Here is a 22,689-nt window from a genome sequence, read left to right as displayed (position 1 = left end):
AAACTATACAATAATTACGATATTCTTATTTTAAGAAGCTGAAATTATTATATTGATAAAATTCTAATCCTGAACAATATAATCTTTCGGGTCTTCTTTTTTAAATTCAGGCTGAATATTGATGTGGTTGATTCCAAATTTTTTAAATAAAACTACTTCAACCTCATGAAGTAAAGTGTTAAATTCACTCATTGTAATATCATTTGAGCAATCTAAATGAGCCTCGAGATGTAACTCCTCTTCATTCAAATGCCACAGGTGAATATGATGTAATTTGTTAACACCTTTAATTTTATGAACTTCTTTTATGATCTGATTAATATCTATATCATCTGGAGTAAACAACATTAACATTTTTGTGGATTTTAGTAATAAGTCAAATCCTACTATTATTAAATAAACAGCAATCAAAATTGTCATGACACTATCTACCCAGAACCAACCATAAAATTGCATTAACAAACCACCTATCAAAACAGCAACAGATGCTAACATATCGGTAAGTAAATGCAAGTAAGCCGATTTCATATTCAAATTATGATCGGCATCTCTCTTTAATAAAAGTACAGATAAACCATTTACAATAATTCCTAATAAAGCCAACCAAATAACTAAAGTTGAGGCTATCTCTCTAGGAAAAAAAAGACGCTCAATGGCACCATAAATAAGTATAAATGCAACTATAATAAGTGTTGCAGCGTTAACAAAAGCCGCCAATAATTCTGCTCTTTTATAACCAAAAGTGTGGTTTAAGGTTGCTTTACGTTTTGAAAGTTTGTGTGCTACAAAACTAAAAACTAGTGAAAGTACATCGGAGAAATTATGTAAAGCATCTGAAATTAAAGCTAGACTTCCAGAAATAATTCCACCTACTACTTGTGCAAAAGTTATAACCACATTCAGTACAATGGAAAAAAGTAAACTCTTCCCTTTTACTTCATGTTTATGAATGTGGTTATGACTCATGAATTATTTACATGCTATTTTCTGTACTCTTCTATCGTGACGACCTCCTTCAAACTCAGTTGTTAAAAAAGTATGTACCATTTCAACAGCTTGCTCAATAGACGTGTAACGGGCCGGAATACTAATAATGTTTGCATTATTGTGCTCGCGTGCTAATGATGCAATTTCTTTTGTCCAACAAAGTGCCGCACGAACTCCTTGATGTTTATTTGCTGTCATTGCAATTCCATTACCAGAACCACAAATAACAATACCAAATTCAGCCTTATTAGTTTCGACATCATAAGCTACTGGATGACCAAAATCTGGATAATCAACACTATCAAAAGTATCTGTACCATGATTGATAACAGTATGGTCATTTAACTCTAAATATTTAACTATTGCTTTTTTGTAATCAGGACCTGCATGGTCATTACCTATAGATATTATCATACTAAAATGTGTTGTTGATTATTTTTTACAAATTTAATCAGAATCTGCTAGAACTTCAGCTAACTTTGAAATTAAATTTTTGTACGTATGAAATTCACTGGTAACATTTTAACATTTGGAAACAACAGTTTAAGTCATGGTCCTTATATAATAATTCCAGATGATATTGTTCAAGAAATGCTAAAAATAACTACTGATAAAAGAGTGAAATGCACCTTAAATAATACTATTACAGTCAGTAGAGCCATGACGCTAAAAGATAATTTTTATTATTTGCTTCTTAATAAAGAAGTTTTGAAGAAAAGTAATTCTACTATAGGAGGCAATGTAATTGTTGAACTACAACCCGATACTTCTAAATACGGAATTGACATTACTGAAGAAATGGAAGAGGTATTATTTTCTGATCCTGAAGGTGATAATTTATTCCAAAAACTTACTCCTGGAATGCAACGTTCTCTTATCTATATGATTAACAAAATTAAAACGTCGCAACTGCGTATAGAGCGTAGTTTCGTGATTTTAGAGCACTTGAAAAAGAATAAAGGAAAGGTAAATAGTGAATTATTACAGCAAGATTTTAAAGATTACCGCAACAGAATGAAATTTTAATAACTATTCCATTAAAAATCAACACTTTATTCAACACTAACACTAAAAAAATACATAATGTTAATTGAAATACCTAATGTATTGAAAATCAGTTAATTTTAAATTAACAATTATTGTTGATAAATAAAGATAGAAAAAGACAAGTTTTTTGTGAACCAATGAAAAAAAATTGTAATCAAAAATACAAACGAATAAAACAAGATAAGTTTCTGCTTTTTACAAAAAAGTTATTAGTCTATATTATTATGTTATTAACACTAATTAACAAGTAAACTTATTTACAATTTAGTAGTAAAACTTATTTTTAACAGTTGTTAATAACTAAAAATTAAGTATAAAAAACAGCTTTAAAATCAAAGATTTATAGCATAAATCAATTGTTAATAGAATTGTATAACATTGTAAAACTTAAAAATAATACGTTTGTCAAAAAAGTTGTCGCTATTATTAACAAGCTATAATAACCATCATTTTTTTTAAATTTAATTAAATCTTTTTTTGTTGTTTTTAATATATGTTGAAAACTCTAATTTTTGAAAACGTTATAATTTCATTAAAACTGTTTAGTAAACCTTATTTACTAATTTGTATTTTGTAACTTTCAACTTTAATTAGAAATGATACATGAGTAAGAAACCTAAAAAGTTTGGTAAAAAAAGTAAAGATTTTACCGCACAAATTTTTAAAATCCTTTCCCGAGAACCTTCTAAATCGTTTAACTACAAACAAATTTCAGCAGCTTTAGATTTAAGTGATACTAAAAGTAGAAATGAAATTATACGCGATTTAAAGATTCTTAAAGCCCAAGATAAAATACACGAAACCGAAATAGGAAAATACCAAATAATTTCAAAAGCTGAATATTATGAAGGTACTATTGATATGACCTCACGTAAAACTGGTTATTTTGTTTGCGATGAACTTGAAGATGACGTATTTGTCCCTTTTATTAATTTAAATCATGCTTTAGATGGCGATAAGGTAAAAGCCTATATTTATAACAGAAGAAGTTCTAGAAGACCAGAAGCAGAAGTTTTAGAAATTCTAGAACGTGCTAAAACAGAGTTCGTTGGAGTAATTGATATTCAAAAAAACTTCGCTTTTGTGACTACTGCGCATGCAAAAATGTACACCGATATTTTTATTCCTAAGAATAAAATTAACGATGCAGAACACGGCGATGTAGTTTTGGTTAAAATGGAAGATTGGCCTAAAAAGGCGGATTCCCCTTTTGGTTCAGTCATCAAAGTGTTAGGTAAACCAGGTGAACACAATACGGAAATTCATGCAATTTTGGCTGAATACGGTTTACCGTATGATTTTCCTATTGAAGTAGAAGCTTTTGCAAATAAAATAGATACGTCAATTACAGCAGAAGAAATTGCAAAACGTCTTGATATTCGTGATATTTTGACATTTACTATTGACCCTAAAGATGCTAAAGATTTTGATGATGCTTTATCGTTTCAAGTTTTAGAAAATGGTAATTATGAAATAGGTGTCCATATAGCCGATGTATCACATTACGTTCAAGAAGGTACTATTTTAGATGAAGAAGCTTATAATAGAGCTACTTCAGTATATCTTGTTGATCGAGTGGTTCCAATGCTTCCTGAAGTACTTTCAAACTTTGCCTGTTCGTTACGTCCGCATGAAGAAAAATATACTTTTTCTGCTATTTTTCAATTGAATACAAAAGCTGAAGTTGTAGATTCATGGTTTGGAAGAACGGTAATTTATAGTGATCAACGTTTTGCTTATGAAGAAGCACAAGCTATTATTGAAACGAAAACAGATGTTATTCCAGCTGAAGTCTCCTTAACAGGTGAAGCATATAAGGCACCACAACCTATTGTTGATGCTATTTTAAAAATGGATGAATTGGCAAAAACGTTACGTAGAAAGCGTATGGCAGCCGGTGCAATTTCATTTGATAAAGTAGAAGTTAAATTCAATTTAAATGAAGAATCAGAACCAATTGGTGTTTACTTCAAACAAAGTAAAGATGCCAATCATTTGATTGAAGAATTTATGTTATTGGCAAACAGAAAAGTAGCTGAATTTATTGGTAAACAAAAGAAAACTTTTATATATCGTATCCACGATGAACCGAATGAAGATAAGTTAATGGGGTTACAAAGTTTAATTACCAAGTTTGGTTATTCATTGAACTTTAAATCTAAAAAGACCATTTCACAATCGTTAAATACTTTACTAGAAGATGTTGTAGGTAAAAAGGAGCAAAACATGGTGGATACATTAGCTATTCGTACCATGAGTAAAGCAGCTTATTCTACAGATAATATTGGTCATTATGGTTTAGCGTTTGATTATTACAGTCATTTTACGTCTCCTATTCGTCGTTATCCCGATGTTATGGCACACCGATTGCTTCAGTATTATCTGGATGGTGGACAAAGTGTAGATGAAGAACTTTATGAAGTAAAATGCCGACATTCTTCAGACATGGAAGGGCTTGCAGCACAAGCAGAACGTGATTCTATCAAGTACATGCAAGTGAAGTTTATGCAAGATCATAAAGATGAAGAATTTTTGGGTGTTATATCAGGTGTTACAGAATGGGGTATTTATGTGGAAATCATTGAAAATAAGTGCGAAGGTATGTGCCGCATTAGAGAATTAAAAGATGATTATTACACCTTTGATGAAAAGCAATATGCTATGGTTGGAGAGATTTCACACAATATTTTACAATTAGGTGATGAAGTTTACGTTAAAGTAAAAAATGCCGATTTAGTTAAGAAACAATTGGATTTTTGGTACCTAAGAAAGAATGATTAACAGAATTTAAATAATGAAGAAATTAGTTTTAAGCCTTTTATTGATAAGCACAGTAGGATTTTCACAAGTTGAAAAAGCAGTAGGAGAATTTTCAAAAGTTACCGCTTTTGATAAAATTGATGTTTATTTAATTAAAGCCGATGCCAACAAAGTTGTTTTAAAAGGAAAAGGAACCGAAAATATTGAATTGGTTAACAACAATGGTGAATTAAAAATAAGAATGTCTTTTGGAAGTATGTTTCAAGGCGATGATGTTTCAGCTACAGTATATTACAATGACATAGAAGCAGTTGAAGCCAATGAAGGTTCGCGTATTACTTCAAATGAAGTTTTCAAAACCTTAAATTTTGATATCATTGCAAAAGAAGGATCAGAAATTCAATTGCAATTGGACGTAGAACGTTTAAAAGTAAAGCTTTTGCAAGGAAGTATTTTAAAATTAGCGGGTACTGCTAGTAATACTGATATTTTAATCAATTCAGGAGGTAAAATGCACGCTAAAGAATTGTTTACAGAACAAACAATAATTACTGCAAATACAGCAGGAGAAGCTACTATTAATGCTTCGCAATTTGTAGATGCCAAGGTAAGAGCAGGTGGTTATATTCAAATATTTGGCGAACCAAAGCAAATCAATCAAAAAGTTATTGCAGGTGGAACTATTGAACAAGGCAAGTAGTTTTTTCGTAACTTTGTAATAGTATTTTTAAGACATAATTTTGTATTTACACGATATCATAACAGCAATTCCATGGGGATTGCTTTTAGCTTTTTCTATAGGCCCTGGTTTTTTTGTATTGCTTGAAACAAGTATTACCAAAGGATTTAGGGCTGCTTTTACATTAGATTTGGGAATTGTTTTTGGCGATGTTTTATTTATTCTCATCGCTTATTTGAGTACCAATCAACTATTGGAACAATTGAAAGACAATCCAACTTTGTTCATTATTGGTGGTATCATCATGTTGACTTACGGATTAGTTTCTTTCGTCCTTTTAAAACGTAATTATAAAAAGCAAACTGAAGTAGAAAAAGATGATTTCAACATTAAAAAGAACAATTACTTTGCGCTTTTCTTTAAAGGCTTTTTATTGAACTTTATCAATATTGGAGTGTTAGGATTTTGGTTGATGATTATCATTACCTATGGTCCTCAAATGGAAATGGATACCCAACGTATCTCTTTGTTTTTTGCAGCGATTTTAGTATTTTATTTAATCTTCGATATAGCTAAAATTCTATTAGCGAAACAATTGAAAAACAAGCTTACGCCACAGAATATTTATAAAATAAAAAGAGTCATCAGTATGGTTATTTTTATTTTTGGTTTGTTTTTTATCCTTCAAGGTTTTTTCCCAAAAATGAAAGAGGATTTTACTAACAAAATTGATTCTGAATTAACACAATAGATGAGTGACTACAAATAGTCACTTTTTTTATGCTTTGAATATGCATAAATAAAAAAAACCTCCCAATTTCTTGGAAGGTTTTTGAGGCATCGCCCGGATTCGAACCGGGGTAGACGGTTTTGCAGACCGCTGCCTAGCCGCTCGGCCACGACGCCATTGTTGAACGGATTGCAAATGTACATATATTTTTTTCTTATCCAAAAAAATATTAAGCAAATATTAATCCTTATAATTCCTCATTTTATACCCTTCAACTGTATATGCTCTTACACAATGGATTAGTAAAATGGGTATATTGATTTTAAATGTTTATGCTTTACATTTTTATATTATATGAAGTGCAATTTATATGTTTAATGGTTGTAATAAGTTACAATTTCTTTTTTGATACACTTATTTTGAAACCTAATAATTGTATCATTATTGTCATTAAAAAGAGTATTTTGAATTAAAAAAAGCCCTTGAAAAAGGACTTTTTTAATTTCTGAATTCTTCCATTTCTATGGTCACAGCTGCCACATCACCACCTATAGGTGGATTGATTTTAGACACCCCAACTTTTATTCTAGAAACCTGTGGTAATTCGTTAAAAATGCGAACTATTATGCGATGTGCAACATGTTCCAGTAGTTTTGCTCTTATCGCCATTTCTTCTACCACAATTCGGTTTAAAATCACATAATCAACCGTATCTTCTAATTCGTCTGTTAAAGCTGATTTTCTCAAATCAGTTTTAATTTCCAAATCTACGAGGTAATCACTACCTATTTTTCCTTCTTCAATCAAACAACCGTGATAGGAATAAGTGCGGATATTTTTCAGCTTAATGATGCCCATTTTTCTATATTTCAACCAACTTTATAATTTTCAAATTGATTAATTAAACTTATCTTTGTCAAAATTAATAATTCTTATGTCAACTGAAGAGAAATCATTGAATTTTATAGAGCAAATCATTGAAGAAGATTTAAAAAATGGTTTGTCACAAGATAAATTACGATTCCGTTTTCCACCAGAACCAAACGGTTATTTGCACGTAGGTCATGCTAGTGCAATATGTTTGAATTTTGGACTAGGAATCGATTATAATGCACCGGTAAACCTTCGTTTTGACGACACCAATCCTTCTAAAGAAGAGCAAGAGTTTGTGGATGCTATTAAGCGTGATGTGGAATGGCTTGGTTATAAATGGGATAAAGAGTGTTATGCTTCCGATTATTTCCAACAATTATACGATTGGGCTGTTGAATTAATAAAAAAAGGTAAAGCCTATGTTGATAGTCAATCTTCAGAAGATATGGCTATTCAAAAAGGTACGCCTACTACTCCTGGTACAGATTCTCCTTATCGTAATCGCTCTATAGAAGAAAATTTAGATTTATTTGAACGTATGAAAAATGGTGAGTTTGAAAAAGGAACTCATGTTTTACGTGCTAAAATATCAATGAATGCGAATAACATGTTAATGCGTGATCCTATTATGTATCGTATTATGCATGCACATCACCACCGTACTGGTAATGATTGGTGTATTTATCCAATGTACGACTGGGCGCATGGAGAAAGTGATTATTTAGAACAAATTTCGCACTCTTTCTGTACACTTGAATTTTTACCACACCGTGAATTATACGATTGGTTTTTAAACCAAATTTACGATGAAACTAAAGTACGTCCAAAACAACGTGAGTTTGCACGTAGAAACTTATCGCATACAGTAGTTTCTAAACGAAAGTTATTGCAATTAGTTGAAGAAAAGCATGTTACAGGATGGGATGATCCTCGTATGAGTACTATTTCTGGTATGAGAAGACGTGGAATTACCGCTACGGCTATTCGTAATTTTGCTAAGACAATAGGTATTGCTAAACGTACCAATTTGATTGATGTTTCTTTATTGGATTTCTGTGTTCGTGAAGATTTAAATAAAGTAGCACCACGTGTTATGGCTGTTTTAAACCCTGTGAAATTAGTTATTACTAATTATCCAGAAGGTCAAGAAGAGTGGTTAGAAGCAGAAAATAATCCTGAGGAAGAAGTAATGACTTACCGTCAATTACCTTTTTCTAAAGAATTATTTATTGAAAGAGAAGATTTCCAAGAAGAAGCACATAAGAAATTCTTCCGTTTGTCTTTAGGTACTGAAGTTCGTTTGAAAAATGCGTATATCATTAAAGGTGAATCAGTTGTAAAAGATGCTGAAGGTAATATTACAGAAATTCACTGTACTTATGATGTTGATTCTAAATCAGGAAGTGGTACTGAAGCTAGTAAGCGTAAAGTAAAAGGTACTATTCACTGGGTATCTACAGCGCATGCAGTTGAAGCTGAAGTTCGTGTTTATGATAGATTGTTTACACACGAAAACCCAGATGGAAATAAAGATGTAGATTTTAAAGAATATATTAATCCAAATTCACTTGAGGTAATTACAGGTTATGTAGAACCAAGTTTACAATCTTCAAAAGAATTGGATCATTTCCAATTTCAACGTTTGGGATATTTTTGTGTCGACAGAGATTCATCAACCGATAAATTAGTTTTCAACAAAACTGTAGGTTTGAGAGATACTTGGGCAAAAGTTGAATCCAAATAAAAGAATAGATATTTTATATTAAAGCTCTGAATTTTCAGAGCTTTTTTTATTATTAAAAATTACTATTAAAAATATTTTTAATATAATTTATATTTATTAAAATTGGATTTAATATTTTGATTTTCCTACATTTTTAAAAATAGCTAATATGATTTTATAGCTGTTTAAGTAAAAGTCTTTTTAATCGCTTTATTTTAAGTTTCGACTCTAAAATCAGTTTTTGAAAAAAAAAAACCACCAATTTTAAATTGATGGTTTCGTTTTTTAATTTTTAGACTAAATTTTATTCTTCAGAATCGTTATCTTCTTCTGTACCTCCAAAAATGTCTTTTTTGTTTGTTCCTTTTCTTTTTGTGCTGTTCGCTTTTTTCATAGCTTCACCTACTTGGTTACTTGCTGTGAAACTTGCTACCATGTTATTTAACATTTCACTACCTGCTTGAGGAGAATTCGGTAACAAAATTAAATTACTGTTAGTATCAGCACCAATAGCTTGAAGTGTATCATAATGTTGGGTTACAACAATTAAAGCAGAAGCTTCTTGTGAATTTATCCCTACTCTATTCAGTACATCTACTGATTCTACCAATCCACGAGCAATCTCTCTACGTTGATCTGCAATACCTTGACCTTGTAGACGTTTACTTTCAGCTTCTGCTTTTGCTTTTGCAACAATTCTAATTCTTCCAGCTTCTGCTTCGTATTCTGCTGCAGTTTTTTCACGATCTGCTGCATTAATACGGTTCATAGCATTTTTAACTTGGATATCTGGATCAATGTCAGTGATTAATGTATTGATGATATCATATCCATAAGTAGACATCGCTTCGTTTAATTCACGTTTTACCGCGATAGCAATATCATCTTTTCGTTCAAAAACGTCGTCTAATTTTAATTTTGGTACTTCAGCACGTACCACGTCAAACACATACGATGTAATTTGATCATGTGGATATTCCAATTTATAAAAAGCTTCGTATACTTTTTCTTGTAACACTTTAAACTGTACCGAAACTTTTAGTTTAACGAATACGTTGTCTTTTGTTTTGGTTTCAATAATGACATCTAATTGTTGGATTCTTAAATTTACTTTTCCAGCAATTCTGTCAATTAATGGAATTTTAAACTGCAATCCTGAATTTTTTATACTTTGAAATCGTCCAAAACGTTCTACGATTGCAGAGGATTGTTGTTTAACCGTAAAGAAGGATGCAAGTACTAGAAATATGACAATAACTAGTGCAATAGGTGTAAAAAACATAGTTTTAGTTTTTAATGGTTATGTTGATTATACGCTTAAAGTTGTGAAAAGTTACAAAAAAGATTTTGATAACAGTTTTTTCTTATATTTAATGACTAACCTTAATTTATTTTTATGAAAAAACTTTTAGTATTATCAAGTATCTTTTTGTTTTTATGTTCATGTAATAATGACGATGACTCTCAATCTAATCCTACAACTGGTCTAAACATTAATGGAAATTCTTATACAATTGTAAATGCAAAAGCTGTAGATAATTTCAATTTTTATAGCGATACACACGCTGAGTATAATTTTATTTTATCAGATGGCATTATAGATGTAACTGCTATTCCAAGTTCAGTGTTTGGTTTTACAACAGATAATGCTTCTTTTGCAATGAATTTAAGCATTAGCGCTTTAGGGATGAATTTTGTTCCAGGAACTTATGTTTACGATTTAAACCAACAATTAGATGATCCAAATTTTAATTTTTTTGATGCTTTTACTATTTATATTGATGGAAATAATGACAAAGATTTTATAGATGTACAAGACACAGTTTTATATGCTACAGCAGGTACAGTAACTGTTTCTGGGACTGGTCCAAATTTTACTTTAGCTTTTGACGTAACACTATCAAATGGAAATAATTTCCAATATACTTATGGAAATGGTTTTGATTATATTGATAACAGAAATGATTAAATAAAAAATAAAAAACCCTGCTATTGCAGGGTTTTTTTATTTTTATAAAGTAGCTATTGCTTTTTCTATTCTTGCTATACTTTCTTCTTTACCAATCATTTCGATGATATCGAACAAATGAGGTCCTTTTAAGGCTCCTACAAGGCTCAATCGTAAAGGTTGCATAATTTTACCCATTCCTATTTCATTTGTACTCATCCAGTCTTTTAAATGTGTTTCAATGGCAGCTGAAGTAAAATCATCAATTTTATGGAACTCTTGAATTACATTTTGCATATAACCTGGAGTTTCTTCTTTCCAGTTTTTAGCAGCTTTAGCATCATATTCTGTTGGACCAACAAAGAAATAATCGGCTAAGTCGTATAATTCTGTTACAAAATTTGCGCGTTCTTTTACCAATCCTACAATTCTAGTGATGTCCAAATTTGTAGCAATTCCTTTTTTATTCAATTCAATTTTGAATAAATCAGCTAAAGTAGCATCATCTTTAGCAACTAAGTATTGGTGATTGAACCATTTGTTTTTCTCTGGATCAAACTTCGCTCCTGCTTTGTTTACTCTATTTAAATCAAACTTCGCTACTAATTCTTCCAAAGAGAAAATTTCTTGTTCAGTACCATCATTCCAACCTAACAGCGCTAAAAAGTTAACAACTGCTTCTGGGAAAAATCCATTTTCACGATAGCCCATTGAAGTAGATTCTGTTGTTTTCCATTCTAGCGGAAATACTGGGAATCCCATTTTATCACCATCTCTTTTTGATAATTTACCATTTCCAACAGGCTTTAAGATTAATGGTAAATGTGCAAATTCTGGTGCTTGCCATTCAAAAGCTTTGTATAATAAATAATGTAATGGTAAACTTGGTAACCATTCTTCACCACGTATTACGTGAGAAGTTTCCATTAAATGATCGTCAACTATATTAGCCAAGTGATATGTCGGCATACCATCACTTTTAAAAAGAACTTTATCATCTAACAAATTCGTATCAAACTTAACAGTTCCACGAATGATATCATTTAATTCAAGAATTTCATTTACAGGAGTTTTAAAGCGAATCACATAATGTTCACCATTTGCAATACGATTTTCAACTTCTTCTTTTGTTTGTGTAAGAGAAGTATCCAATGACTCTCTTACGGTATGATTGTAAATGAAAGTTTGTTTATTTTCTTCAGCTTCTTTACGAAGTGCATCTAGTTTTTCATTGGTATCAAATGCATAATACGCCCATCCTGAGTTAATCAATTGATCTGCATATTCTTTGTAAATAGCTTTACGTTCACTTTGACGGTAAGGACCAAATTTTTCGTTTTTACCAATGGTTTCATCAGGAGCAATTCCTAACCATTCCAAAGCTTCAAAAATATAAGCTTCCGCTTCAGGTACAAAACGAGTTTGATCAGTATCTTCTATTCTTATGTAGAATGTACCACCATGTTTTTTGGCAAATAAATAATTGAATAAAGCAGTTCTAACGCCTCCAATGTGTAAAGGTCCAGTTGGACTTGGAGCAAATCGTACTCTAACAGGTCTAGACATTTGTTTTTAATTTTTTTGCAAAGATACAATTCATGCTTAGAAGTTTGTAATCCATTGTTTTAAATAATCTTTGTTTTTAACAGATTTTGAAAATTTATTAACAATTTGAGTAGTAAAAATTTGTAATTTTATCAGTTATAAACAAATGTCACGACTATTTTGGAAGCGAAACATATTATTTACAGTAAATTAGAAGCTTTTATTAAAAAGTTTTATACCAATGAAATTATAAAGGGCTCTTTACTCTTTATAGGTATTGGCTTGTTGTATTTTATTTTTACGCTACTCGTGGAACATTTTTTATGGTTGTCCACAGCAGGAAGAACCATTTTATTTTGGTTATTCATTATTTTTGAAATATTTCTTTTATTTCGTTTTATTTTATTTCCGTTATTCAAATTGTTTAAATTTAAGGAGGGAATAAATTTCAACGTCGCTTCTTCTATTATTGGAAATCATTTTCCTGAAGTAAGTGATAAACTTTTAAATTTTTTACAATTATCATCGCAAACAGATCAATCAGAATTATTGATCGCATCTATCGAACAAAAAGGAAATGCTCTACAACCGATTCCCTTTTCTAATGCTGTTGATTTTTCAAAGAATAAAAAGTATCTACCATTTGCCATCATTCCTGTTGTATTATTAATTCTGTTTTTTATTTCTGGAAATTCTGGAATTATATCCAATAGTTTTAATCGCGTTGTACATTATCAAACGGAGTACTTACCTCCTGCTCCTTTTCAATTTAAAGTTTTGAATGTTTTGGAAGTTGAACAAGGAAGCGATTATGTTTTGCAAGTGGCTATTACTGGTGAAGTATTTCCCGAAAATGTAAAGATTGTAATAGATAATGAAGAGTATTTTCTGGAAGCTGTTCAACCTAATTTATTTCAGTATCGTTTTTCAAACGTGATTAGTGATACGGAATTTAATCTTTTTTCAAATGAAGTAGTATCGCATAATTATATTTTGAAAGTAATTGATGTGCCTACCATTTCAAATTTTATAATGACACTTCAGTTTCCAAACTATTTAAATCGTAATAACGAAATTGTAGAAGGAAACGGAAATGCAATTGTTCCTGAAGGGACTGTTGTAAAGTGGAATGTTGCTGCTCAAGCTACTGATGCAATTACTTTTGTAACCGATAATCAAAAAGTAGATTTTGATAAAATGGATAATGCTTTTAACTTTTCAAAAGCTATTCGTTCCGATTTAAAATATGAAATTATTACTTCAAATGCTCTCATTAAGGAGCACGAACGTTTGGGTTATTCTATTACCACTATCAAAGATCAGTTTCCAACAATTACCGCTCAGTTTGTTCCAGATTCTTTACAATCAAACAAGAATGTAATAGTTGGTCAAGTAGCCGATGATTATGGATTATCAAAATTACGTGTAGTATATTATGCTAAAGAAACTCCGGAAAATCTTTTTTTCTATAATTTATCCGTAAAGAAAAGTACAGTTGATCAGTTCATTTACACATTTCCTAATGGTATTCGTTTAAAAGATGGTGTTTTATACGAGTATTATTTTGAAGTATTTGATAATGATGTAGTTAATAGCTATAAAAGTTCAAAATCTTCCATATTTAAGCATTATGTTCTAACGGATGCAGAGGTTAAAGAAAAAAATCTTACCCAACAGCATGAGAATATTAATTCTCTTGAAAAATCAATTCAATCTCAAGACAAGCAGTTGGAAGAACTTGATAAATTACAAAAAGTGAATAAAGAGAAATCGTCTTTGGATTTTAAAGATCAGAAGAAAATTGATTCTTTCTTAAAACAGCAAAAGCAACAAGATGAAATGATGAAAGAGTTTTCAAAAAAACTTTCTGAAAATCTTGAAGAATTCAATCCTAATATAGAGAATAAAGATAAGGAAGAACTCCAACGCCGTTTAGAAGAATTACAAAAGGATACTGAAAAAAATGAAAAGCTTTTAAAGGAATTAGAAGAGTTAAGTAAAAAATTAGAAAAAGACCAATTATTTGAAAAAGCAGATAAGCTGAAGCAAAGTGCTAAATCACAAAAAATGAATTTGGAGCAATTGGTAGAATTGACCAAACGTTTTTATTTAGAACAAAAAGCCGAGCAGTTGGCTGATAAAATGGAAGATTTAGGAAAGCGTCAAGAAGACTTACCAGATAATTCAGAGAAGAATACTAGCGAAAATCAAGAAAAACTGAATAAGGAATTTGATGCTTTGCAGGACGAATTAAAAGAGTTAGATAAAGAAAATGACGCCTTAAAAGCTCCACTTGATATTCCTAATGATGAGTTAGAGCAAAAAGATATCGATAAAGAAATGGATAAAGCGAAAGAAGAGCTTGATAAAAAGAATCAGAAAAATGCCACACCAAAGCAAAAGTCTGCTGGAAAGAAAATGCAAGAGATGAGTAAGAAAATGGATGCTTCTTTAGCTGCTGGATCTATGGAACAAATGGAAGAAGACGCAAAAGCTTTACGTCAAATTTTAGATAATCTATTAACGTTTTCGTTCAATGAAGAACGTTTAATGCTTACAACTAAAGATGCTAAAACGCGAAGTTTACAAATGAATAAAGTACTGAAAGATCAACAAAATTTAAAAGTACAATTCAAACACGTAGATGATAGTTTGTTTGCAGTGGCACTTCGTAACCCTATGATTTCTGAAATTGTGTTGAATGAAGTTGGTGAAATTCATTATAACTTAGACAAGTCTTTAGAGACTTTAGCCGATAACAACATTTTCAAAGGGACCTCTCATCAACAATACACGCTTTCATCGGCTAATAAATTAGCTGATTTTTTAAGTAATGTTGCCAATCAAATGCAGATGCAGATGCAGGGTGCTGGTAGTGGTAAATCAGGTAAAGGTAGTGGTAAAGGAATGCAATTGCCAGATATAATCAAAAAGCAAGAAGCATTAAATGATAAAATGAAAAATGGTATGAAGCCTGGTGAACAACCTGGAATGAAACCAGGATCAAAACCTGGAGAGAGCCAACAACAAGGAAGTGCTGGAAAGCCGGGTTCGAGTGATGAAGACGGTTCTGGTGGTGATGGTGAAGCAGGAAAAGTTCTGGACATTTTAAAGGAACAAAAAAAATTAAGAGAAGCACTAGAAAAGGAATTGCAAAAGCAAGGTATGAATGGTTTGGGACAGAATGCTATGAATCAAATGAAGGCTATTGAGAAACAATTAATCAACAAAGGTTTTAAAAATGAAACCCTGAGTAAGATGCTCAATCTAAAGCATGAACTTTTAAAATTAGACAAAGCTATCCAACAACAAGGACAAGATTCGAAGCGTAAATCAAATAGCAACACAAAGGATTTCGAAGGTAACAGCACTACTCTATCTCCTGCTTTAAAAGAATATTTACAGAGTATAGAAATTTTAAATAGACAAAGCTTACCTTTGCAGCCAAATTACAACCATAAGGTTCAACAATATTTTAAAACCAATGATTAGTTTTAATTACGAATTAGATTTTAATCTTCCTGATGAAGATGCATATGAAGTTTGGGTTTCAAACATAGTGTCTTCTGAAAACAAGGATTTAGGGGAGATTAATTATATCTTTTGCAATGATGATTATCTGCACAAAATCAACGTTGAATATCTAGATCACGATACACTAACAGATATAATCAGTTTTGATTATACTGAAGGTGATTTGATTCAAGGTGATATTTTTATATCTATTGAAAGAGTTCGTGACAACGCTAATGACTTCAATGTTGCATTTGAAGAAGAATTAAAAAGAGTAATGGCCCACGGTGTTTTACATTACTGTGGATACAAAGATAAATCAGAAGCTGACGCTGATTTAATGAGAAAAAAAGAAGATGAAAAAATCAAGATGTTCCACGTGGAACTATAAACTTGATTCTATAATTTATAAATGTTTCACGTGGAACAATGAGTTTATTTCAAGAAAAATATGATGTTGTTGTAGTAGGTGGTGGGCATGCCGGATGTGAGGCTGCTGCAGCTGCTGCGAATATGGGTTGTTCAACTTTGTTGGTAACCATGAGTCTTCAAAACATCGCACAGATGTCGTGTAATCCTGCTATGGGTGGAATTGCTAAAGGGCAAATTGTGCGTGAAATTGATGCGCTTGGTGGTTACTCGGGAATCGTTTCCGACAGGACGGCGATACAGTTTAAGATGTTGAACAAGTCAAAAGGTCCAGCTATGTGGTCGCCACGTGTGCAAAGTGACCGAATGCGTTTTGCAGAAGAATGGCGTTTGTTGTTAGAGCAAACTCCAAATTTGGATTTTTACCAAGAAATGGTTTCGGGTATTCTTACTGAGAATGGTAAGTTATTTGGAGTCAAAACTTCACTTGGAATTGAGATTAAAGCTAAGACGGTGATTTTGACAAATGGAACGTTCTTGAATGGATTGATTCATATTGGTGATAAACAATTTGGAGGTGGTCGTGCAGGAGAAGGTGCTTCTTACGGAATTACTGAAGATTTGTTGAAGTTAGGTTTTGAATCGGGACGTATGAAAACAGGTACGCCACCGCGTGTTGATGGTCGTTCATTAGATTATTCTAAAATGATTGAACAACCTGGTGATGCCGTTCCAGATAAATTTTCATATTCTAATTTGACAAAGCCGTTAAGTGTACAGCGTTCGTGTTGGATGACGTATACTTCAAATGAAGTGCACGATTTATTGCGTGAAGGTTTTGATCGCAGTCCAATGTTTAACGGAAGAATAAAAAGTATTGGCCCTCGTTATTGTCCATCGATTGAAGATAAAATCAATCGTTTTGCTGATAAAGAACGCCACCAATTATTTGTAGAACCTGAAGGTTGGAATACGGTTGAAGTTTATGTAAACGGTTTCTCTACTTCCTTACCAGAGGATGTTCAGTTTAAAGCGATGCGTTCGGTTGCTGGTTTTGAAAATGTGAAATTTTTCAGAGCGGGTTATGCTATTGAATACGATTACTTCCCTCCTACACAATTGAAACATACGCTTGAAACTAAATTGGTAGACGGATTGTATTTTGCTGGTCAAATTAATGGAACAACGGGTTACGAAGAAGCTGCTTCTCAAGGTTTGATGGCGGGAATTAATGCAGCGTTGCAAGTTCAAGAAAGAGCCCCTTTTGTTTTAAAACGAAACGAAGCTTATATTGGAGTTTTAATCGATGATTTAATTACAAAAGGTACAGAAGAACCTTATCGTATGTTTACTTCTCGTGCAGAATATAGAACGTTGTTACGTCAAGATAATGCAGACATTCGATTAACACCTAAAGGATTTGAAATTGGTTTAGCCAAAGAAGAACGATTAATTCGTATGGAAGAAAAATTTACTAAATCGGAAGCGATGGTGAATTTTTTCCGTGAGACCAGTTTAAAGCCTGCTGAAGCTAATCCTATTTTGGAAGAAAAGGGTTCGAGTCCAATGAGCCAACCGGATAAAATGTTTAAAGTTTTTTCACGTCCACAAATCGATTTAGAAGATATTGTGAAATTTGATAAAGTTCAAGAATATATCGCGCAAAATGATTTGGACAATGAGATTATTGAACAAGCCGAAATTCAAGTAAAATATTCTGGATATATTGAAAAAGAAAAAAATCACGCCGATAAATTAAATCGTTTAGAGGATGCGATTATTCCAGATAATTTTGATTTTAATAAAATAAAGTCGATTTCTATTGAAGCGAAACAAAAATTAAATAAAATACGTCCAAAAACAATTGCACAAGCATCTCGTATCAGTGGTGTATCACCAAGTGATATTTCGGTATTGTTAATTTATATGGGACGATAAAAATTATGTTTCACGTGAAACAATCTTGTTAAACCTTATTAAACCTAGATTTTCTAGGTTTTGTTTTGAAATGAATTTTACAAAAGACAATACTTATATCAATGTAAAAGATTTTTCCGTATCGGGAGAATCTTTTACATTGTTATTAAATGGAGAGTATCAGCTGTTAAAAACACATCCTACTCCTACTCTGGATAAATTACCCGCATATTATGAAAGCGAGGATTATATTTCCCATACCGATGGCACTCGTACTTTTTTTGAAAAAGTATACCAAATTGTAAAAAGAAATGCCATTCGAAAAAAAGTAGCATTACTTTCAAAATTTAATCAAAAAGGGAAAGTTTTAGACATTGGTGCTGGCACGGGCGATTTTTTAGTAGAAGCAAAAAATCAAGGTTGGAATGTTACAGGAATTGAGCCAAGTTCTAAAGCAAAAGAAATTGCCATTTCAAAAGGAGTTCCTTTTTCGGATTCTTTAGAAATTTTAGAAGATCACAGTTTTGATGTTATTACAATGTGGCACGTTTTGGAACATGTACCCGATTTGGATTTTCAAATACAACAATTGAAACGGTTACTTAAACCAAATGGAACTTTAATTATTGCCGTACCCAATTTTAAATCATACGATGCAAAACATTACAAAAGTTTTTGGGCAGCTTATGATGTGCCAAGACATCTTTGGCATTTTTCAAAAACGGCAATTGAAAAACTTTTTGCAAAGCAAAAAATGAAGTTGATCAAATGTAAACCGATGTGGTTTGATAGTTTTTATGTGGCACTTTTATCGGAAAAATATAAAAATGGAAAAATGAACTTCATTAAAGGATTTGTAATTGGTTTTATTTCCAATTTGTACGGAATTTTCAAAAAAGAGTTTTCATCACACATTTACATTCTTAAAAACAACTAAAACTTATTTTAAGGCCGTTTTAGACGGTTTAAGCCGTTTAAAGACCTAAATACCTGTGAAAAAAATAATATTTCGTTAAATCGTATTTATTTAATTCGTTTTTAATCGAGTTTTATTATCGATTTTTTAAGTTCTGATAAGTTTTGTTTATAGCTGAAAAAACACACAAATTTGGTACTTCGGATGGAATTATTATTTTTACCAAAAATTTAAAAAATATATTATACAAATATTCAAAATGAAAAAAGCTCTTTTAATTTTAGGTTTTGCAGTTGCAATGATTTCTTGTAACAAAGGCGAACAAAAAACAGATTCATTCAAGACAGGTTATATCGACACTGCAGTTTTAATGGAAAAATATGACAAGTTCAAAGATGAAGATGAAAAGTTTAAAGTGAAATCACAAGAGATGGGTCGTCCACTTGAAGCTAAGTTAAAAGATTTCCAATATGAAGCGCAAAATTTCCAACGTAATGCTCAAATTAAAGGAATGGATTGGGCACAACGTAAAGGTGCTGAATTACAACAAAGGGAGCAACAATTGCAAATGGAGCAAAATGCTTTATTGCAACAAATTCAAATTGAAAGCGATAGTATCCGTAGTGGAATTATCAAATCGATGAAAGACTTCATCAAAGACTACGGAAAAAAACAAGGTTTTGATTATATCTATGGAACGGGTGATGCTGCAACAGTTTTATATGCTAAAGATGCTTATGATGTAACAGAAGATGTTTTGAAATTATTAAACGAAGATTTTAACAAATCAAAAGATAAAGTAGTTGAAACTGAGGTTAAAGAAGAAGCTCCGGCTAAAGAAGAAGAAAAAAAGTAATTGATTTATACTTATGAAAAGCTCCGTTTATCGGGGCTTTTTTTATTGATTTTCATTTCGTTTATTTGTGTAAACTATTTGCCCAATGGAATTTATCGCTGCCGAAGCTCAATATACCCTACGATTTATCAATCAAACGCAAAAGTCAATTTTTTTGACAGGCAAGGCGGGAACGGGAAAGACTACTCTTTTAAAAGAAATTATTGCTACTACACATAAGAATACGGTGGTTGTTGCACCTACAGGTATTGCTGCTTTAAATGCTGGTGGCGTCACAATACATTCACTATTCCAACTCCCTTTTGCTGCTTTTTTACCTGATAATAAAGATGTTGCTAGTTTTTTTGGCAGTGTTAAATATGAAAGTAGAGCTTCGTTAACACGTCATTTTAAAATGAATGCCACCAAGCAATCGATTATTCGCAATATGGAGCTTCTTGTAATAGATGAAGTTTCGATGTTACGTGCAGATGTGCTTGACGCTATGGATTTTATGTTGCGAAAAGTACGTAGACTAGAGCGACCATTTGGAGGTGTTCAAGTTTTATTTATAGGAGATTTACTACAATTACCACCTGTAGTTAAAAATGAAGAATGGCAGGTTTTGCGTAAATATTACCAAGGAATGTTTTTTTTTCATTCTCATGTTATTCAGCAAAATCCCCCACTCTACATTGAATTAGAAAAAATATTTCGTCAAAGTGACACTGAATTTATTGGTTTGTTGAATAATCTGCGTCAAAATAAAATTACGGCTGAAGATGTTTCCATTCTCAATGAATACGTTCAACCTGAATTTGACTTGAAAAAGAACAAAGGTTTTATTACACTTACCACGCATAATGCCAAGGCAAACGCCATTAATGAACAATCGCTTAAAGATTTAAAGGGAAAATCATATTCTTACTATCCGGAAATCGTTGGCGATTTTCCAGAAAAAATTTATCCTTTGGACGAACAACTAGAGCTCAAAGTTGGAGCTCAAATTATGTTTGTAAAAAACGATTTGAATTTTGAAAAGCAGTATTTTAATGGTAAAATGGGGATTATCAAATCGTTATCTGATAATGAAATTTTAGTTTCCTTTCCTGAAGAAAACAAAACCATTGAAGTAGAAAAATATGAATGGCAAAATATCAAGTATACGGTTAACCCTAATACAAAAGAAATTGAAGAAGAAGTAATCGGAACATTTGTGCACTACCCCATCAAATTAGCTTGGGCTATCACGGTGCATAAAAGCCAAGGACTAACCTTTGACAAAGCAGCGCTTGATGTGTCGCAAGTTTTTGCGCCCGGGCAGGCCTATGTAGCACTTTCACGTTTGCGTTCTTTAAAAGGGCTTATTTTGCTTTCAAAGCTCAATATGAATGGTATTTCGAGCGATGAAGATGTTTTGCAATATGCAAATCATAAAGCCACTGAACATACTTTAAAAGAATCATTGGCTTTAGAAACTAAAAATTTCTTATTGTTATCGTTGTTTAAAGCATTCGATTTCAAAGAATTAATTCAAGAATGGCGCAATTTATTTTATAGTTTTAAAGCGGAAGCGCCAAAATCTCCAAAATCGAAACATCAAGGTTGGGCGCAGTTGCAATATGAGAAAATGGAAGTTTTAAATATTCCTGGGCAAAAATTTCAGTCTCAATTGTACAAACTATTCAATGTGGAAAATTTCAATATTGATTTTATTGCGCAACGTTGCGATGCCGCTTATGATTATTTCTTTAAGATTTTAGATCAAGTTGTGGAGGATTTATTGCTGAAAATTGAAGAGATAAAACGTACCAAAAAAGTAAAAGCATTTTATGATGAATTAATGCTATTGGAAGAAATGCAGATAATGGCGGTTTTACAGCTTAAAAAAGTAAAGCAACTGCTTAGAATTGTTGCAGAAGGAAACGAAATTTCCAAAAAGAATTTAATCACACAAGACGCTAGTGTATACAAAATTAACAAATTGGTTGTGGTAGCTGAACGTTTCAGGACTGAATTTGCTGCACTAATTGCAGATGAAACGGACTCTTCGTACTATGAGAATACTAAAGATAAAAAGGAGAAGAAGGAAAAGAAATCAACTATTGAAGAGACTTTGATACTTTGGAAACAAGACCTAACGATTTACGAAATTGCCCAAAAACGGAAACTTACACCACAAACAATTTTTAATCACTTTGCAAGATTGATCCAAGCTGAAGAAGTACGCTTGTCGGATCTTTTATCAGAAGAAAAAGTTTGGGCTTTAACGAAAGCTTTTGAAAATTATAAAGACGAAAGTTTGGGAGAATTAAAAGAAAAGCACGGCGATGCCTTTTCGTGGGATGAGTTACGATTGTATAAGGCTAGTTTGAAATAAAAATAGATAAGATTTCATAAATTGATTTTATAAAAAAAGGGAGTAACATCTACTCCCCATTTTTCTTTTTTTATCTTATGTTTAGCTCAAAAGGTAAACCGCCATTACAGCAGGAATAAAATAAATGACAATAGTACGTGCACCATCATAATCTTTTGCAATGCGCTGACCGAATAATAAGAATATCAGAGTAATAGAAGATAAAACTGCTCCGTATAATCCTACTTCACTTGAAGGACTACCGAAAAGTTCAATAATACCCGATACACATAAAACACCAGAAAAAATTTCTAAAATTAAAATAGTGAATAATGCTAGTGGTACTTGGTTGGCTAGAATAGATTGCGAAAAGTGACTTTTAAGCCATTCAACATTTCCTTTCCAATCTTTAATTTTATCATATCCAGATTGTAAAAAAGTTACTGCCAAAAGCGCTAAGATTAAAATTGGGGTTGCTTGTGCCATCA

At 31.8% G+C, this 22,689-nt stretch carries 18 protein-coding genes and 1 tRNA gene; 12 read left to right on the top strand and 7 right to left on the bottom strand.

Annotated features, from left to right (window positions below; all coding sequences use genetic code 11):
* Nucleotides 1–63: 63 nt before the first annotated feature.
* Nucleotides 64–966, bottom strand: a complete 903-nt coding sequence (locus ACFS5J_RS09390; protein WP_379811864.1) for a cation diffusion facilitator family transporter — start codon at nt 964–966, stop codon at nt 64–66.
* A 3-nt stretch (nt 967–969) separates the two neighbouring features.
* Entirely contained in the window at nt 970–1,401 is a 432-nt protein-coding gene (gene rpiB / locus ACFS5J_RS09385) for a ribose 5-phosphate isomerase B (RefSeq protein WP_379811863.1), read from the bottom strand.
* Nucleotides 1,402–1,488: 87 nt separating this feature from the next.
* Here rpiB and ACFS5J_RS09380 point away from each other — a divergent pair, with 87 nt between their 5' ends.
* The 4 genes from ACFS5J_RS09380 to ACFS5J_RS09365 all read left to right on the top strand — a co-directional run bounded on the left by ACFS5J_RS09380 (nt 1,489) and on the right by ACFS5J_RS09365 (nt 6,224).
* Nucleotides 1,489–2,013 (top strand): YdeI/OmpD-associated family protein, encoded by a 525-nt coding sequence (locus ACFS5J_RS09380; protein WP_379811862.1) that lies wholly within the window; start codon nt 1,489–1,491, stop codon nt 2,011–2,013.
* Between the two features lie 624 nt (nt 2,014–2,637).
* Nucleotides 2,638–4,815: a ribonuclease R gene (gene rnr, locus ACFS5J_RS09375; RefSeq protein ID WP_379811861.1), complete on the top strand. Its 2,178-nt coding sequence runs from the start codon at nt 2,638–2,640 to the stop codon at nt 4,813–4,815.
* A gap of 13 nt (nt 4,816–4,828) precedes the next feature.
* Entirely contained in the window at nt 4,829–5,494 is a 666-nt protein-coding gene (locus ACFS5J_RS09370) for a head GIN domain-containing protein (protein WP_379811860.1), read from the top strand.
* A gap of 40 nt (nt 5,495–5,534) precedes the next feature.
* Entirely contained in the window at nt 5,535–6,224 is a 690-nt protein-coding gene (locus ACFS5J_RS09365; protein WP_379811858.1) for a LysE family translocator, read from the top strand.
* An 84-nt stretch (nt 6,225–6,308) separates the two neighbouring features.
* On the opposite strand, the gene ACFS5J_RS09360 is transcribed toward ACFS5J_RS09365, so the two are convergent.
* Nucleotides 6,309–6,379 (bottom strand) — tRNA-Cys (locus ACFS5J_RS09360).
* 322 nt (nt 6,380–6,701) lie between these two features.
* Nucleotides 6,702–7,061, bottom strand: coding sequence for a dihydroneopterin aldolase (folB, locus tag ACFS5J_RS09355; protein WP_379811857.1), 360 nt, complete (start codon nt 7,059–7,061; stop codon nt 6,702–6,704).
* A 76-nt stretch (nt 7,062–7,137) separates the two neighbouring features.
* Between folB and ACFS5J_RS09350 the strand changes: the two genes are divergently transcribed.
* Nucleotides 7,138–8,820 (top strand): glutamine--tRNA ligase/YqeY domain fusion protein, encoded by a 1,683-nt coding sequence (locus ACFS5J_RS09350; RefSeq protein WP_379811856.1) that lies wholly within the window; start codon nt 7,138–7,140, stop codon nt 8,818–8,820.
* A 283-nt stretch (nt 8,821–9,103) separates the two neighbouring features.
* Here the strand turns inward: ACFS5J_RS09350 and ACFS5J_RS09345 are convergent, their stop codons facing one another.
* Entirely contained in the window at nt 9,104–10,081 is a 978-nt protein-coding gene (locus ACFS5J_RS09345) for an SPFH domain-containing protein (RefSeq protein WP_379811855.1), read from the bottom strand.
* Between the two features lie 114 nt (nt 10,082–10,195).
* Here ACFS5J_RS09345 and ACFS5J_RS09340 point away from each other — a divergent pair, with 114 nt between their 5' ends.
* Nucleotides 10,196–10,768 (top strand): hypothetical protein, encoded by a 573-nt coding sequence (locus ACFS5J_RS09340; RefSeq protein WP_379811854.1) that lies wholly within the window; start codon nt 10,196–10,198, stop codon nt 10,766–10,768.
* Nucleotides 10,769–10,810: 42 nt separating this feature from the next.
* Here ACFS5J_RS09340 and gltX read toward each other — a convergent pair whose 3' ends face one another.
* The gene (gltX, locus tag ACFS5J_RS09335; RefSeq protein ID WP_379811853.1) at nt 10,811–12,313 is read right to left on the bottom strand and encodes a glutamate--tRNA ligase; all 1,503 of its coding nucleotides are present in this window, start codon (nt 12,311–12,313) and stop codon (nt 10,811–10,813) included.
* 399 nt (nt 12,314–12,712) lie between these two features.
* Between gltX and ACFS5J_RS09330 the strand changes: the two genes are divergently transcribed.
* From ACFS5J_RS09330 to ACFS5J_RS09305, 6 genes are all read left to right on the top strand, one after another.
* Nucleotides 12,713–15,784, top strand: coding sequence for a hypothetical protein (locus tag ACFS5J_RS09330; protein WP_379811852.1), 3,072 nt, complete (start codon nt 12,713–12,715; stop codon nt 15,782–15,784).
* Nucleotides 15,777–16,196, top strand: a complete 420-nt coding sequence (gene ybeY / locus ACFS5J_RS09325) for an rRNA maturation RNase YbeY (protein ID WP_379811851.1) — start codon at nt 15,777–15,779, stop codon at nt 16,194–16,196. Before ACFS5J_RS09330 ends, ybeY begins: the two co-directional genes overlap by 8 nt.
* Before the next feature lie 38 nt (nt 16,197–16,234).
* A complete protein-coding gene (gene mnmG, locus ACFS5J_RS09320; protein ID WP_379811850.1) occupies nt 16,235–18,112 on the top strand; it encodes a tRNA uridine-5-carboxymethylaminomethyl(34) synthesis enzyme MnmG in 1,878 nt (625 codons plus the stop codon).
* 70 nt (nt 18,113–18,182) lie between these two features.
* Complete coding sequence (locus ACFS5J_RS09315) at nt 18,183–19,028, top strand: class I SAM-dependent methyltransferase (protein WP_379811849.1); 846 nt, start codon at nt 18,183–18,185, stop codon at nt 19,026–19,028.
* A gap of 238 nt (nt 19,029–19,266) precedes the next feature.
* Entirely contained in the window at nt 19,267–19,863 is a 597-nt protein-coding gene (locus ACFS5J_RS09310; RefSeq protein ID WP_379811848.1) for an OmpH family outer membrane protein, read from the top strand.
* A gap of 85 nt (nt 19,864–19,948) precedes the next feature.
* Nucleotides 19,949–22,222: a helix-turn-helix domain-containing protein gene (locus tag ACFS5J_RS09305; RefSeq protein ID WP_379811847.1), complete on the top strand. Its 2,274-nt coding sequence runs from the start codon at nt 19,949–19,951 to the stop codon at nt 22,220–22,222.
* 81 nt (nt 22,223–22,303) lie between these two features.
* Here ACFS5J_RS09305 and ACFS5J_RS09300 read toward each other — a convergent pair whose 3' ends face one another.
* Nucleotides 22,304–22,687, bottom strand: a complete 384-nt coding sequence (locus tag ACFS5J_RS09300; protein ID WP_379812260.1) for a DoxX family protein — start codon at nt 22,685–22,687, stop codon at nt 22,304–22,306.
* Nucleotides 22,688–22,689: the final 2 nt, after the last annotated feature.

This window comes from Flavobacterium chuncheonense, assembly GCF_042686145.1.
GTDB classification, from domain to species: Bacteria; Bacteroidota; Bacteroidia; order Flavobacteriales; family Flavobacteriaceae; genus Flavobacterium; species Flavobacterium chuncheonense.
Note: the sequence above shows the minus strand (reverse complement) of the source record. Positions and strands in the feature narration are given on the sequence as shown.